Genomic DNA, 14,561 nt, shown 5'->3' on the forward strand with positions numbered 1-14,561 from the left:
TTTAACGAGTTAATGTGGCAAATTCTGAAAACCAGGTCATTGAGATAATCCCTGCATTGCTTGTGGGCGATAGCTCTTTTGACCCGGCAAGCATCCCACTTTGTACGTTGTGCATTGAGGTGGACGAACGCCGGATCAGATTCTGCGTGATCAGGGACGAGAACATGGAATGTATCTGGCTGGAAGACTACAGTTTTGATACTATTCTTAGTCCCGGTGAAATTTTTGAGAAACTGAAAAAGATCTTCGCGGGTCACGTACTTTGGTCGTCGGGTAGTTGGAAAAACGTGCGGATTGCCGTGAACTCAAATGCATTCAGCCTGATCCCGAATGCGATCTTCGATCAAGAGTCGAGCAAAGACTATCTGTCGTTTGCATTGGGAACAGCCGTTCCGGCGCAGGAAAAAGTGTTATTCCATGATTTGCCGCTGGTTCATGCCAACAATGTGTTCAGCATTCCCCAGGTTTGGTATGACTGGATCATCAATCATTTCGGATCTTCCAATATTACATTCTACCATTTGACCAGCCCGCTCATAATCGGCGCATTGGTAAGTCATCTGGAACATCAGGAAATCAGGATCGTTTCCCTGTATCTCGAAAAAGATCATTTCACACTGGTGGTTACCGAGAGTCAGCAGCTGATCTTGTGCAACCGTTTCAGATACAGTCAGATACAGGAGCTAGCTTACATTATCCTGTTTACCTTGAATCAGTTGAACCTGCTTCCCGAAGAACTGAAAGTGTTGTGTTACGGCGAGGTGAGTGCATCTTCGGACGTTTTCCAGGAGCTTTCCCGCTTTTTTCCAAATTTGCAGATCGGCAGCAGACCGAGTACCTTGAAGTACAGTAGCCAATGTGCAGAAGTGCCTGGTCACCGTTATTTTGGGCTTTTCAATACCTATCTTGTTTCATCTTAATGTAAACCGACGTTATGAATCGTGTAGCACTATTTCCGGGATCTTTTGATCCTTTCACAAAAGGACATGAAGACATCGTTTTACGGGGCTTGCGGTTGTTCGATCAGGTAGTGATTGGTATCGGTAATAATGCCACCAAAAAGCGTTACTTCGCCCTGGAAGTGATGAAGGAGATGATTGAGAAGACCTTTTCAGGTGAAAAAAATGTAAAAGTCATTACATATGACGATCTCACCGCACATACCGCCCGCGAATTGGGAGCCACGTTTCTTCTGAGAGGCTTACGAAATACAACCGATTTTGAGTATGAAAACGGCATTTCTCAGGTTAACCGGTACCTCTACGAAGAAATTGAAACCGTTTTCCTGATCACCTCGCCCAACTTTGCTCCCATTAGTTCAAGCATTATCCGCGACCTTCACCGGTACGGACAACGCGTGGACGATTTTCTCCCGTACTCCCTTTCCGAGCTTGATAAACTCAGCCAGGAAAGCTGAGCTTACTTATCAGACTCTTTGATTTTTGCCATTTTAGTGAGGCTGTCGACAACATACCGAATGGAGCTGTATGAGTTGATCAAAAGTGCCTTTGCCTCCGAATGCGTGAACCAATCCAATTTTTCAATCTGCTCCTCAGCCTGAGGCGTCATTTTTGAATCGTCGATACAATCGAAAAGGTACCACTTGGTACGCTTCAGAATGCGGTTATTATTTAATGTATAGGTATGCCATGTAGTGCAGATTTTTTTACGGACTAATGCTTTTACGCCTGTTTCTTCCTCAATTTCCCTGATCGCAGCCGTTCTCGAATCCTCTCCTTTATCCAGCTTGCCTTTGGGAAGGTCCCATTTTTTGCGTCGGAACATAAACAGCCATTTTCCATCTTTTACCACTACACCACCTGCAGCTTTGATCACCTTATAATATCCCTTGATCTTCGCTTCAATCTCCGATTCTTCTTTGGTAGCCATCGTAATGGACAGCATTTCCTTCGGAATCTCTTTTTCCAAAAACTGAATCACCTGGAAAGCAGTTGTAACCGTGGAATTGAGGAACAGAACATGGCCTTTTAACATCGTCTTTTGCAACTTCTCCAGCCTCAAATCGACAATGTGATCGAATTGGGCCTTCCCCACAGTGAGTTTATTGGTCCGTACAATTTTGAATGGACGGTCGTCAAAAAAAATGATCATTTTTCAAATGGTACGTGAATCGATGCCAAAATTAAGTAAAGAGTTTAGTTTAGGCAGAGATTATTATTGATAAATTTGTACCGTATCAAATACACGGTTCTTGGAACTCCTGATAATTCTACTTCTTGTGCTGCTCAACGGTATTTTTTCCATGTCTGAGATCGCACTTGTTTCTTCCCGCAAATCCCGTCTCGAAGCAGCTGCCAAAAATGGAGATTCCAGCGCAAAAGCGGCACTCAACCTTGCCAATTCCCCAACCCGATTTTTATCGACCGTCCAGATTGGAATAACACTGATAGGTCTTTTAACGGGGATGTACAGTGGAGATAATATCACCGCTGATTTTGAGCGCATTATAGCAAATGTGCCGGCCCTTGCAGCATATAGCCATTCTCTGGCCGTGGGTACGGTGCTGGTTTTCATTACTTATTTGTCTCTGGTTTTGGGCGAACTGGTTCCGAAACGTATTGGAATGGCAAACCCCGAAGCGATCTCGAAATTCATGGCCACCCCCATGAATTTGCTGTCGAAACTCACCGCGCCGTTTATTTCACTTCTCGGCTTTTCCAGTGACCTTATTATTAAAGTCTTGAACATCCGCCAGAGTGAAAATTCAGTGACGGAGGAGGAAATAAAAAGCCTGATCCAGGAAGGAACATCCGGGGGCGTTTTTGAAGAAATTGAGCAGGAAATTGTTCACAATGTATTTCAATTGGGTGACAGGAAAGTTACATCTCTGATGACCAACCGCCAGGAAATCACCTGGCTCGACCTGGAAGATTCGGTAGAGGAGAATAAGGCCAAGATCTTCGAATCCAGACATTCCATTTATCCGGTTTGCCGTGGTACGGTCGACGATGTTGTTGGATTGGTGTACGTAAAAGACCTGATTGCCACGGATATTGATGAGCAACTTGGCAATTTAACCAACATTGTTCGTGATCCGGTCTATCTTCCGGAAAGTAACCGGGCTTACCAGGCACTGGAAAAATTTAAGGAACAGCGGGTATATTTTGGAATTATCGTCGATGAATATGGCGGAATGCTTGGCGTAGTGACCATGCACGACATTATGGACGCGCTGGTAGGGGATATTTCCGAAGATATTGAGGAAGCGTCAGAAATCGTCAAACGCGACGATGGAAGTTACCTTATCGATGCCCAATTGCCATTTGATGAGTTTTTACAGTATTTCAATGTAAATATGCCTGAATCCGACCGGAGAGAACTGGTGGGCTTCAATACGCTGGGTGGCTTCGTTTTGCATGTTCTGGAGAATATTCCCAAAACCGGCGAGCAATTCAAATGGAAGCATTTCGATTTCGAAGTGATCGATATGGACCGTAGCCGGATTGACAAGCTTTTAGTAGTAAACCATCATAATAAAGAAGAATCGGAAGAGTAATATGTTGACAAATCAGGATATCACAAAAAGAATCGCAGAACTACTGCTTGAAGCCAAAGCCATTAAACTAAGCCCCGACAAACCGTTTCAATGGAGTTCCGGGTGGCTTTCGCCCATTTATTGCGATAACCGCGTCGCACTTTCATATCCTGACACACGGACTTTTATAAAGAAAACGCTTGCTGAACTAATCCGGACCGAATATCCCGATGTGCAGGCTGTGGTAGGCGTTGCGACTGGCGGGATCGCGCAGGGTGCGCTGGTTGCCGATCTCTTGGAACTTCCTTTTGCCTATGTTCGCCCGGAACCCAAGAAACACGGAATGGGTAATCAGATCGAAGGCAGACTCGAAAACGGCCAGTCAGTGATTATACTGGAAGATCTGATTTCGACAGGTGGGAGTTCATTAAAGGTGGTCGACGTATTGCGCGAGGCAGGGATCCATGTTGCGGGCATGGTTGCGATCTTCACATATGGCTTTGAAATCGCGGTAAACAACTTCAAGGAAAAAAATGTAAAGCTCAGTACGATAAGTAATTACAACGCATTGATCGAAACGGCCCTCGAACACAATTATATCGACGAATCTCAATTAGAAAGCCTGAGCGCATGGAGACTGGCGCCGGAGGTGTGGGGAAAGTAGGAGGCTATCGGCAGTCGGTTATCGGCTTGGATATTTGACGATTGACCATCGACGATTGACCATGGAGGGCGATCGTCGATGGTCAATCGTCAAAAATCACTTCCATTCCCCTAGTCACCCTCTATGATTGTCCAGTTTCTCAAATAATCCCCCGAATGCTTCTTCTTTGACCCCGTCTGATTTTAAGAATTCATGAGGGAAACCAAGTTCGATCTTGCTGACCTCGTTGAGTTTATTCAATGCTTCTTGTGGAATCTGGAAGTCGAGGCAGCCCAGGGAATCTTTCATTTGGGTATCTTTTGAGGCACCAATAATCGGTATCATCACCTGATCGCGGTGCCTGGTCCAGTTAATGGCGACCTGGGCGGGTGTGACGCCTAAATCGTTGGCAACATCTACCACAGTTTGAGCAATAATGCTACTGTGTTCGCTCCTGCGGACGCTGTTGTCCGGCACACGGCCCTTTTCACCACGTAAATATTTTCCGGTCAACGCGCCGCCGCCGATCGCACCCCACGGGGTTACTGCCAGGTCGAGTGCTTTTGCCATGGGGATCAGGTCCCGCTCGGGTGTTCTTTGCAAAAGAGAATATTCGAACTGAATGGCTGCAAATGCATTCCAGCCCCGGAAGTCGGCGATGGTGTTGGCTTGCGAAACAATCCAGGCGGGTGTATCGGAGATCCCGATGTAATGCACCATTCCGCGGGAAACAAGGTCGTCGAGGCCGCGCATCACTTCTTCTACCGGAGTCGTATTATCCCACATGTGAACCCACAGTAAATCAATGTATTCCGTATTCAGACGTTTCAAACTGGATGCGACGGACCGGATCATATTCTTGCGATGGTTGCCTGCAAAATTCAGATCATCATTGCGGTCTTTGAGCGTAAACTTGGTAGCCAGAACCCAATGATCGCGGTCGCTTTCAATAAATTCACCTACGTATTTTTCGGAAGATCCCTCGGTATAGCGATTCGCAGTATCGATAAAATTGCCGCCTGCATTGGCAAAAGTTTCAAATATTTTAAAGCTTTCATGTTTGTCGGCTCCCCATCCCCATTCCTTACCAAACGTCATGGTACCCAGGCAAACTTCAGACACACGTAAACCAGACCGGCCTAATAATTGATAACGCATACTATTGAAATTAGGATTTTAATTGAAAATATAACAATGAACGCTTGTTGCACATTGTTCATTTTTTGTCTTGCAAAGTTATATCCTTACCCATCAAATGTCTTTATATTGTAACAAAATTCGAATCTTTTTCACCCTGCTCAATGATTGATGTTGCCCATCCCTACTTCGATACGAATCTGAGTTGGCTTTCGAATAATTATCGGTTATTACTCGAAGCAAACGACGAAACGGTACCGGTGAGGGAACGCCTGCGGTTTCTTGGAATATATGCGTACCAGACGAAAGAGTTCTTTCGTGTGCGTGTTCCCAACCTACTGGCAATGGCTGAGGTCAGCAACGACATCCGTACAAAGCTGAATCTTTTTCCGGATTCATTGTTAGAGCACATTTACGAAACCATTGAAAATCAGCTTACTGAATTCAATGATATTCTTACCGGGCGAATACTTCCGGCCATGCTCGAGCAAGGAACCCATTTGTATTACCGCGAGCCATTTGCGCCGGAGCATCTCTCTTTTCTACGTCGATTTTTTATCGAAAAGGTTTTCAGGTATCTGCAACCGGTGTTTCTGGATAGCCGGAGAAGCTTCAAAGCACCCATTTTCGAGTCCAAGCAGTTGTATCTGGTTGTTCGGATGCAGCATAAGCAGGATCAGGAAGAAGACTGGTATGCGATCGTCAATGTGCCTTCGGAGACGGTTAGCAGGTTCGTGGAATTGCCGGAATGGGACGGAAAAAGACATGCCGCTTTTTTGGAGGATTTGATCAGAGACAACCTTCCGGTACTTTTTCCGGGATATTTGATTTTGGAAAGTTATACCGTACGGGTTGAGAGGGAAACGGAGCTGGCCATTGAAGACGAATACCCGATGCAGCTTGCACAGCGGATATTGAAGCAGCTTGAAAAACGGAATTTTGTGCAGCCAGCCCAGTACTTTTACGAATCGGGAATGCCGCTGTATATGCGTGAATATCTGGTGAGCAAGGTGGCCATTCCGATGAATGATTTCCATGAACGCGGAGATTATCTTCTTATGCAGGATCTGGCGGCATTTCCTTCTTTATCGAAAAAACTGGACTACCCATTTCAGCGGCCGGTACTGAACCCGAATTTTGACGGGCAGACCTCTGTTTTTGAATCTCTTCAGAACGCGGATCAATTACTTCACCTGCCTTATCAATCGTATGAGCCCATTGTCCGTTTCTTTAACGAGGCCGCGGTTGATCCGCACGTGAGGGAAATCCACGTTTCTCTTTACAAGATCAGCCCCAACTCATTCATCCTTAACTCGTTAATTAGTGCATCGCGAAATGGGAAGCGGGTCACCACGTATGTTGAGCTCAACACAAAGCTTGACATTCAGGAGAATTTGCAATGGTCCAAAAAAATGCGGGACGCGGGAGTGAAGATCATATTGAGTGTCCCCGGCCTTAAAGTGCATGCGAAAATGGCATTGGTGAAACGCAAAGTCCAGAAAGGGTGGGAGCGTTATGCATTTCTTGGGACCGGAGGATTTTACAGGCTCACCAGCCGTGAAATTGTAGATCATGCACTCCTCACCAGTCACCGGGAATTGACGAATGAACTTGAATTGTTGTTTGGCTACCTGTCGACTCAGGATGAGCCTAAAAAATATAAGTACCTGCCATTTAACTATTTATATGTAACCCAGTTTACATTGCAAAAGAGGTTGCTGGACCTGATAGACCGTGAAATTGCAAATTGTAATGCAGGGCTCAAATCGTTCATTACCATTAAGATCAACCAGTTACAAGATCACATTCTGATCGATAAACTTTATCAGGCGGGTCAGGCGGGTGTTCCGGTGCATGTGATCGTAAGTGAAAGCTGCGGGCTTATTCCGGGTTTGCCTTCACTGAGCGACAATGTGATCGTGAGCCGGCATGTGGACAGATACATTGAAAACACCCGGATCTTTCATTTTGGTAACCGGGGCAACGATGAAATATTCCTGACCTCGTGTGACTGGACTTACCGTAACCTGCACCGCCGGATCGACATTTGCTTTCCAGTACTGGATGAAAGCCTGAAAAATCAAATGCGGATGGTGTTGAGAAACTATGCAAATGATAATCAAAAGGCGGTTCGTCTGGATGTTTACCAAAACAACTTACGCATTGCCGAAGATGGGAAAGGCAAGGTGCGGGCGCAGGATGCTAATTACAGGTTTGTGGAAAAAATTGAAAAAAATTCGCCTGTACGCAAGGCAGAATAAAGTCAATTTCAGGCGTTAAAAAAAATTTTTTCTGCTCAAAGTTTTAGAATCTGTCCTCACATTTAATTGACAACGATTGTAGAAAAAAAATGTAAAATAGATAGCAATTTTTACAAATAAGGGTTTGGATACCCTTGAGACATAAGGCCTATATCGTTATATTTGAAAGCATATCATTCTGACTCAATCATTAAAGACATTTTAGCATGGGAATAGTAGAACGAAGAGAGCGGCTAAAAATACAGGTACGCTCGGACATCGTTAAAACTGCAAAAGACATAGCGCGGATGGATGGATGGACCGCCGTTTCAATCCGCAAGATTGCCGATGTGATTGAATACAGCCCGCCCATCATATACGAATATTTTGACAGTAAAGACAAACTGCTGGAAGCAATCCGCATCGAAGGGTTCGATTATCTCCAGTCTGAGTTTGTTAAAATAAAAGGGCATTTCAGTAATCCCCAGAAACAGCTTGTTGAAGTTGCGCAAAGCATCTGGCATTTCGCAGTAGAAAATCCGGAAGTGTTTCAGGTCATGTTCAACCTGGACGGTGCGTATTGCGATTCGAAGAAAGCCTATTCACAGGCGATGAGCATTAAAGGAAACCCGGTTTGGGAAATGATCGCAACGCTCAGGCCAAGGTCCGGAGAAGCGGTTACCAAAACATATTATGAATGGTGGTGCCTTACTTACGGTTTTGTAAGCATTACCATGACCACGCAGCCACGTTATGCCTTTCCGCAGGCTGAGCCTGTTTATATGGAAGGGATCCGGAGATTCATCCGGAGTGTTAGTCAGCTGTAGTGGAATGTTGGCGTATCTCTATTTTGCTCTGGTGGTAAACCTGGGAATATGGAGGTACGCTTCTTACTAGCCAGGCATTCCCGCCAATGATCGAGTCGTGACCGATCACCGTTTCTCCCCCTAAAATCGTTGCATTCGCATATACGACCACATTGTCTTCAATGGTAGGGTGACGCTTGCGCGATGCAAGTGATTTGGAAACATGTGTTGCTCCCAGAGTCACTCCCTGATAAAGCTTTACATTGTTGCCGATGTGGGTCGTTTCGCCGATCACCACTCCGGTGCCATGATCAATAAAAAACGAATGTCCGATTATTGCATTCGGATGAATGTCGATCCCTGTCTGGCTGTGTGCGAATTCAGTGAGCATTCTTGGGAGAAGAGGTATACCACTTTGGGCAAACAAATGCGCAAACCGATAGGTGGCAATGGCCATAAACCCCGGGTAAACGGAAATCACTTCTTCGATGCTCACCGAAGCCGGATCATTGTCCGTAATTGACCTCGCATCCAATAATAGTTTTTCATAAATCTCCGGAATTCCCGAAAAGATCTCGTCCAGGATATCCTCCTTGTCCTTCTCGAGTTGAGGTAACAGCGGTTCCAGCATGCAACCCAAGTCATTGCGCAAATCTCCTAGCTTCATTGCCAAATCCTTAGAAGGGCAGCTTGGGCAGTCCTTGCTGATCGGAAAAAGGAAGTTGAGCAGATTTTGGATGAATTTTCCAGCGTCCTGGCGGGATGGCAAATGGTAACGATATTTTTTATTCTGGCCCGACAGGCGTTTTAAAAACTGTTCTTGGTGGTTGGCTGTCATTAATTCAAAATTAAGCTAGAAGAGTCAGAGTATGTCACGTGTGACTGGCACCGAATTTTAATGGGAACAAAGAAAAAGCCGGAAAGATTTAGACTTTTTACCCAAATATAGTCGTATATTGAAATATCCTGTGAATTTATAAAATAGAGTAATATTCTTAAGGCGTATGTTGAGTTTTAAATTTCTTCGGGCAGCCATTCTGTTTTTGTCCCTTTCAGCTTCACTCAGTTCCTGCTTTTCGAGGTATATCATTTCGTCCAAGCAGGTGAAAAAGCATTATGCTTTAAAAAAAATTAAACCTACCGAGCAAATTATTAAAAACGACACGCTGTCTCTCTGTATCGCCAGCGTGGGCGCGGATACCTTGCCGATGCTGCTCTTGATCCACGGCGCGCCCGGATCATTATGGGGATACATGAACCTGATGGACGACGAAGATCTGCAAAAACGATTTCATATCGTGTCTGTGGACAGAGTGGGGTACGGTAAGTCGAGGTTAAAAAAGAAACGTCATGTTACATCCATTGCAACGCAGGCACGTGCATTACTGCCGGTTTTTGCATTGAACAAAAGCGGCGAAAAGGTTACTGTGTTGGGCAGATCGTATGGTGCGCCCATTGCAGCCAAACTTGTATCACTGGTACCCGAGCAGGTGAAAGAACTGATCATGGTTTCGCCTGTGATCGATCCCGACAGGGAAAAATTTTACTGGTTTTCGAAATGGGGCCGCAATTCGTTTATTCAACTCTTTTTACCGGGAGAATTCAATACCGCAACGGCGGAGAAGTATAGTCATTCGGATGAACTGAAAAAGTTGCTTCCGGTGTGGCAAAATCTGAATGTTCCGACAACGGTAATTCAGGGTGGTAACGACTGGATCGCCGATCCTGCCAATATCGAATTTGCCAAAAAACACATTAAAAGTAAACGTGCCCAGTATATTTTCCTTTACAATGCGGGGCATATGATCACTTTCACGCACCTTTCGATGATCAAAGAAATGCTGTTAAGAAGCAGCCTTTTCCAGGACAAGATCAGCTCCATTGATGTTAATGGAAATTCGGGCCAGCTGGGAAATTAACCGGTAATGAGGTTAGCGGATCAGTTTCTGTGTCGCGGATTCCCTGGCATTGTCTGCACGGATCAGGTAAACGCCACTTGCCAGATTTCTCATATCAAATTCTTCCTGCATCAATATCTCCGGATTTTTAGTAGCGATCTCCCTGATAACCCTTCCACTCAGATCAATAAGTTGCAAACGGATGATTGACCTGGTTTTACTATACGCTTTAACAGTCACAAAGTCCTGGGTAGGAACCGGATATGCCTCGACAGCAATCGAAACTTCGGCCGATTTTACATGTGGGGCTGAGGTAATTGCGTTACCATATTCCGCAGATATATAAGGTGGAATTTCAACTGTTTCTCCCGGCTTGTCGATCACGGAAATAATTCCTTCACGGTAAGTTTCCGATATTTTTACACCATCCCGCCATTCATCCACAACCATCGCAAAAGAGTAATTCCCAAGCAGTTCTGGCGCTTTCCAGACCAGTTTGTTTTGTTCAATTCTGAAAGTACCGGTACTGCTTACCTCATTCGGAAACATAAATCCATGCTCGATCATCCGCACGCCGCACGTACCGGGAGAGGCTTTGCTAAGCCGGTGAACCCGGATGCTGATGCTGTCCTGATCGGCAACTGTTGGCTTCAAATCAAGAGAGAATACCTGCCTGACGCCTGCTACAAGCAAGAGATTAGGCATCACAGGCGTAGAGTTGGCTCGTTGAGTGTCAATAACAGTCCACAAAAAAGCAGGAGAAAGTGTGGGATTTTGCAGATTCAGAATGCCCGTTCCCCGATTATCGATGGATGTTGATATTTGAAAATTCCCCGAAGAACTGTATGTATGCGTACCGACGAAATCAGCGACGAGGATATTGCCGCCAATATTCGTGGATGTAGTCCGTGGAAGTTCGCCGGTAGCGCCATCACCAAAGCATACCAGCACAGAGTTCTGTGAGTTCGCAGCTCCCTCACCGTTTTGCAGGTCCATATATATTCGGACAGTAACTTTGTAATTCTGTCCGGAAACATGGCTCGCCATAATTTCACCACCCTTGAAATGCGTTGCGTGACAAAGTGGGGCAAATGAGGCAATCAGCAGAAAAATCCTGTAAACTGATTTCATATAATCGAAAAGGAATTCATGGAAACTATACTGAAATCAGAACGTCGAAAGGCGCTGAATTTGTATTAAAAAACCGGTTACATAGTCAGAAAAAGTTGCCTTTAATCTTTATAAATGAGCACTTCGCTTTTCCCATCACTTTTAATGTAACCCCGGTACATACCTTCACTGTTGAAAGGCATGGCTATATTTCCGTTTTTATCTAAAGCAATTACACCGCCTTCTCCGCCACGTTCAACCAATTTTTTCATAACTACTTCATCCGCAGCTTCTTTGACGGACAATCCTTTGTATTCCATTAATGCAGCAATGTCGTGTGCAACGACTGAGCGAATGAAAAATTCGCCGTGCCCCGTCGCGGAAACGGCGCAGGTCGCATTGTTTGCATAGGTTCCCGCCCCGATGATCGGCGCGTCTCCAGTCCTGCCATACTTTTTATTTGTCATCCCGCCGGTCGAGGTGCCCGCGGCCAGATTGCCGAACTTGTCCAATGCGACACAACCTACCGTTCCAAACTTCCTACCCTCGGTAAAGATCAGATCGTCAGGCTTCAATGCGCCGGTTTTTTGGTTTTTCTTAATCACCTTTTCCTTTGCGTCATGGTCCAGTTCCGTTTTTTCTGATTCTTTAGCCTTTAACAATGCCTTGTAACGTGCTTCGGTATAAAAATAGGAGGGGTCTACAATTTTGAGGCCCTGTTCTTTTGCAAATTTCTCAGCTCCTTTTCCGGCCATCATCACATGTTCCGATTTCTCCATAACCGCAATGGCAGCGCTGATGGGATTTCTGATATTCGTTACTCCCGCCACAGCTCCCGCCTTCATAGTTTTACCTTCCATAATGGATGCATCCAGTTCATTTTTTCCTTCATTGGTAAAAACAGCACCTTTGCCCGCATTAAAAAGCGGCGAATCTTCCATGATATGAATGGTAGCCTCGACGGCCTGCACACTCGTACCGCCTTGTTTCAAAACGTTATATCCTGTTTGCAAAGCGATGTTCAACACTTCCCGATATGCTTTCTCTCGCTCCGGGCTCATATTGGCACGCGTGATCGTGCCTGCACCGCCATGAATGACGAGCGTAATCTTATCTGAAGAATCTTGCGCCGCGGCGGTAAAAGAGGTCAGCGTAATGAGTATGTGGAGAAGCTTTTTCATGCATTTGAGTTGAGTGAGTTATTTCAAATCTAATCACTAAACTCCATTAAACTTAAAAACAATCTTCAGTTCTTTGCGGGCCGGTCGGCGATCGGAAAACAGTAGAGGCTTTTGGCGGCTACCTTTTGGAAATGTATTATTAAAAAAATTAAGTAACTGAAACACGGATGAAAAAGATACTGTTTTGTTTAGGCGCCTTCGCGATAAGTTTCTGTGGGTTTTCCCAGGAACAAAAGCCGGCGGGCTGGAAACCCGTTGAGGGAAAAATCGTGACGCAATGGGCCGGGAAGGTAACACCTCAAAATCCGCATCCTGAATATCCGCGGCCACAACTCGTCAGGCAGAACTGGCAGAATATAAATGGATTATGGAGTTATGCCATTGTGCCGAAAAGTTCTGCTGAGACAAAACCAACGGCTTTTGAAGGCCAGATACTGGTACCATTTGCAATTGAATCCGCACTTTCGGGAGTGGGCAGGACCGTTGGTAAAGACAGTGTACTTTGGTATAACAGACTCATTGATTTTTCTCCAAAACTTAAAGATCAACGCGTATTGCTGCATTTCGGAGCAGTTGATTGGAAATGTGACGTGTTTGTAAATGGCAAACCTGCCGGATCGCATCAGGGTGGTTATGACCCGTTTACGTTTGATATTACTGATTTACTTGTCAAAAAGAAACAGCAGGAAATTACTGTAAAAGTTTGGGACCCGAGCAGTGATGGGCCTCAGCCGCGTGGAAAGCAAATCAAGAATCCGCATGGTATATGGTACACACCTGTGACCGGTATCTGGCAAACCGTCTGGCTGGAAACAGTGCCAACGAGCTACATTTCTGGGATCACACCGACCGCTGATATCGACAAACAGTCTTTAACCGTAAAAACAGACCTTAAAAATGCGGGTGCGGCGGATAAGATTAAAATAGTAGCAATGGACGGAACAAACCGCGTGGCCGAGCAGGAAGTAACGCCGGGAACCGATGCAGTGCTGACCATTTCCAATGCAAAATTGTGGTCGCCCGATTCGCCTTTTTTATACGATCTGACAGTATCCGTCACCCGGAATGGAAAAGTGATCGATGAGGTAAAAAGCTACTTCGCCATGCGTAAAATAGGCATGCAGGCTGGCCAGGATGGGATTCAGCGCATGACGTTAAACAACAAATTTCTTTTCCAGTACGGCCCGCTCGACCAGGGATGGTGGCCCGACGGACTGTACACCGCGCCGACGGACGAAGCTTTAAAATTTGACATATTGAAAACGAAGGAAATGGGCTTCAATATGATCAGAAAGCACGTGAAAGTGGAGCCGGCAAGATGGTACCGGTACTGCGATGAGCTGGGTATGCTGGTATGGCAGGATATGCCGAGCGGCGATATGGGTAACCACTGGGAGCCACGTCCGGGAATTGCGGGTTCAGCTACGGATAAAGAACGTACGCCCGAATCGGAAGCCATCTTCAAGTCTGAATGGAAGGCGATTATGGATGCAAACAGGAATTTTCCATCCATCGTCGTCTGGGTGCCATTTAATGAAGCCTGGGGGCAATTTAAGACCGAGGAGATTACAAACTGGACCATGCAGTACGATCCGACGAGACTTGTGAATAGTGCGAGCGGCGGAAATTTTTATCCGGTTGGGCATATCATCGACCTGCACAATTATCCCGCGCCTGTGATGCCAAGCCCAGAGATTTTCGGGGCGAAACAGATTATTGTTTTGGGAGAATTTGGTGGATTAGGCCTGCCGGTTGACAAACATACCTGGCAGCAAAAAGATAATTGGGGATATCAGAGTTTCAAAACGCAGGAAGAACTTTATGCAAAGTATGCCTCATTCATTCAGAAATTTGAATCTTTGATCAAAATGGGATTGTCGGCGGCGGTTTACACGCAGACCACGGACGTGGAAGTCGAGATCAATGGTCTGATGACCTATGATCGAAAAGTAATCAAATTCCCGGAGGCGAAATTGAAAGAAATTCACGCGCCGCTTTATAATCCGGGGCTGGTGAAGTTGAAGTAGTACCAGATTAATAGTATTGTCAC

Annotated in this window: 13 protein-coding genes; 8 read left to right on the top strand and 5 right to left on the bottom strand. The window is 45.5% G+C overall.

From position 1 onward, the window contains the following. The first annotated feature begins 14 nt into the window (after positions 1-14). Both LZG72_RS01270 and coaD read left to right on the top strand, forming a co-directional pair. Positions 15-920, top strand: a complete 906-nt coding sequence (locus LZG72_RS01270; protein ID WP_233866564.1) for a DUF3822 family protein — start codon at positions 15-17, stop codon at positions 918-920. A 14-nt stretch (positions 921-934) separates the two neighbouring features. Beyond that, positions 935-1,417 carry a pantetheine-phosphate adenylyltransferase gene (coaD, locus tag LZG72_RS01275; RefSeq protein WP_233866567.1) on the top strand — a complete coding sequence of 161 codons (483 nt, stop codon included), beginning with the start codon at positions 935-937 and terminating at the stop codon, positions 1,415-1,417. Between the two features lie 2 nt (positions 1,418-1,419). Here the strand turns inward: coaD and LZG72_RS01280 are convergent, their stop codons facing one another. Continuing rightward, positions 1,420-2,112 carry an NUDIX hydrolase gene (locus LZG72_RS01280; protein ID WP_233866570.1) on the bottom strand — a complete coding sequence of 231 codons (693 nt, stop codon included), beginning with the start codon at positions 2,110-2,112 and terminating at the stop codon, positions 1,420-1,422. A gap of 100 nt (positions 2,113-2,212) precedes the next feature. Between LZG72_RS01280 and LZG72_RS01285 the strand changes: the two genes are divergently transcribed. Together LZG72_RS01285 and pyrE are read left to right on the top strand one after the other, a co-directional pair. Then, a complete protein-coding gene (locus LZG72_RS01285; protein WP_255700870.1) occupies positions 2,213-3,517 on the top strand; it encodes a hemolysin family protein in 1,305 nt (434 codons plus the stop codon). 1 nt (position 3,518) lies between these two features. Continuing rightward, a complete protein-coding gene (gene pyrE, locus LZG72_RS01290) occupies positions 3,519-4,160 on the top strand; it encodes an orotate phosphoribosyltransferase (protein ID WP_233866573.1) in 642 nt (213 codons plus the stop codon). A gap of 114 nt (positions 4,161-4,274) precedes the next feature. Here pyrE and LZG72_RS01295 read toward each other — a convergent pair whose 3' ends face one another. Then, positions 4,275-5,297, bottom strand: a complete 1,023-nt coding sequence (locus LZG72_RS01295; RefSeq protein WP_233866576.1) for an aldo/keto reductase — start codon at positions 5,295-5,297, stop codon at positions 4,275-4,277. Between the two features lie 143 nt (positions 5,298-5,440). Here LZG72_RS01295 and ppk1 point away from each other — a divergent pair, with 143 nt between their 5' ends. Both ppk1 and LZG72_RS01305 read left to right on the top strand, forming a co-directional pair. Then, the gene (gene ppk1 / locus LZG72_RS01300) at positions 5,441-7,537 is read left to right on the top strand and encodes a polyphosphate kinase 1 (protein WP_233866579.1); all 2,097 of its coding nucleotides are present in this window, start codon (positions 5,441-5,443) and stop codon (positions 7,535-7,537) included. Positions 7,538-7,743: 206 nt separating this feature from the next. Further along, positions 7,744-8,343 (top strand): TetR/AcrR family transcriptional regulator, encoded by a 600-nt coding sequence (locus LZG72_RS01305; protein WP_233866582.1) that lies wholly within the window; start codon positions 7,744-7,746, stop codon positions 8,341-8,343. On the opposite strand, the gene epsC is transcribed toward LZG72_RS01305, so the two are convergent. Then, positions 8,330-9,160, bottom strand: coding sequence for a serine O-acetyltransferase EpsC (gene epsC / locus LZG72_RS01310; protein WP_233866585.1), 831 nt, complete (start codon positions 9,158-9,160; stop codon positions 8,330-8,332). The two genes, LZG72_RS01305 and epsC, sit on opposite strands and share 14 nt — an antisense overlap. Before the next feature lie 166 nt (positions 9,161-9,326). Here epsC and LZG72_RS01315 point away from each other — a divergent pair, with 166 nt between their 5' ends. Next, the gene (locus LZG72_RS01315; RefSeq protein ID WP_233866588.1) at positions 9,327-10,241 is read left to right on the top strand and encodes an alpha/beta fold hydrolase; all 915 of its coding nucleotides are present in this window, start codon (positions 9,327-9,329) and stop codon (positions 10,239-10,241) included. Between the two features lie 12 nt (positions 10,242-10,253). On the opposite strand, the gene LZG72_RS01320 is transcribed toward LZG72_RS01315, so the two are convergent. Further along, the gene (locus LZG72_RS01320) at positions 10,254-11,351 is read right to left on the bottom strand and encodes a T9SS type A sorting domain-containing protein (RefSeq protein ID WP_233866591.1); all 1,098 of its coding nucleotides are present in this window, start codon (positions 11,349-11,351) and stop codon (positions 10,254-10,256) included. A gap of 101 nt (positions 11,352-11,452) precedes the next feature. Then, positions 11,453-12,511, bottom strand: a complete 1,059-nt coding sequence (locus tag LZG72_RS01325; protein ID WP_233866594.1) for an isoaspartyl peptidase/L-asparaginase family protein — start codon at positions 12,509-12,511, stop codon at positions 11,453-11,455. Positions 12,512-12,678: 167 nt separating this feature from the next. Here LZG72_RS01325 and LZG72_RS01330 point away from each other — a divergent pair, with 167 nt between their 5' ends. Further along, positions 12,679-14,538 (top strand): glycoside hydrolase family 2 protein, encoded by a 1,860-nt coding sequence (locus LZG72_RS01330; protein WP_233866597.1) that lies wholly within the window; start codon positions 12,679-12,681, stop codon positions 14,536-14,538. Positions 14,539-14,561: the final 23 nt, after the last annotated feature.

Source organism: Dyadobacter sp. CY323 (assembly GCF_021390245.1).
Classification (GTDB): Bacteria; Bacteroidota; Bacteroidia; order Cytophagales; family Spirosomataceae; genus Dyadobacter.

Excerpts from the sequence above, each read along its gene's own strand:
- coaD (WP_233866567.1), top strand. The coding sequence starts at position 935 with ATGAATCGTGTAGCACTATTTCCGGGATCTTTTGATCCTTTCACAAAA.
- LZG72_RS01280 (WP_233866570.1), bottom strand. The coding sequence starts at position 2,112 with ATGATCATTTTTTTTGACGACCGTCCATTCAAAATTGTACGGACCAAT.
- pyrE (WP_233866573.1), top strand. The coding sequence starts at position 3,519 with ATGTTGACAAATCAGGATATCACAAAAAGAATCGCAGAACTACTGCTT.
- LZG72_RS01295 (WP_233866576.1), bottom strand. The coding sequence starts at position 5,297 with ATGCGTTATCAATTATTAGGCCGGTCTGGTTTACGTGTGTCTGAAGTT.
- ppk1 (WP_233866579.1), top strand. The coding sequence starts at position 5,441 with ATGATTGATGTTGCCCATCCCTACTTCGATACGAATCTGAGTTGGCTT.
- LZG72_RS01305 (WP_233866582.1), top strand. The coding sequence starts at position 7,744 with ATGGGAATAGTAGAACGAAGAGAGCGGCTAAAAATACAGGTACGCTCG.
- epsC (WP_233866585.1), bottom strand. The coding sequence starts at position 9,160 with ATGACAGCCAACCACCAAGAACAGTTTTTAAAACGCCTGTCGGGCCAG.
- LZG72_RS01315 (WP_233866588.1), top strand. The coding sequence starts at position 9,327 with ATGTTGAGTTTTAAATTTCTTCGGGCAGCCATTCTGTTTTTGTCCCTT.
- LZG72_RS01320 (WP_233866591.1), bottom strand. The coding sequence starts at position 11,351 with ATGAAATCAGTTTACAGGATTTTTCTGCTGATTGCCTCATTTGCCCCA.
- LZG72_RS01325 (WP_233866594.1), bottom strand. The coding sequence starts at position 12,511 with ATGAAAAAGCTTCTCCACATACTCATTACGCTGACCTCTTTTACCGCC.
- LZG72_RS01330 (WP_233866597.1), top strand. The coding sequence starts at position 12,679 with ATGAAAAAGATACTGTTTTGTTTAGGCGCCTTCGCGATAAGTTTCTGT.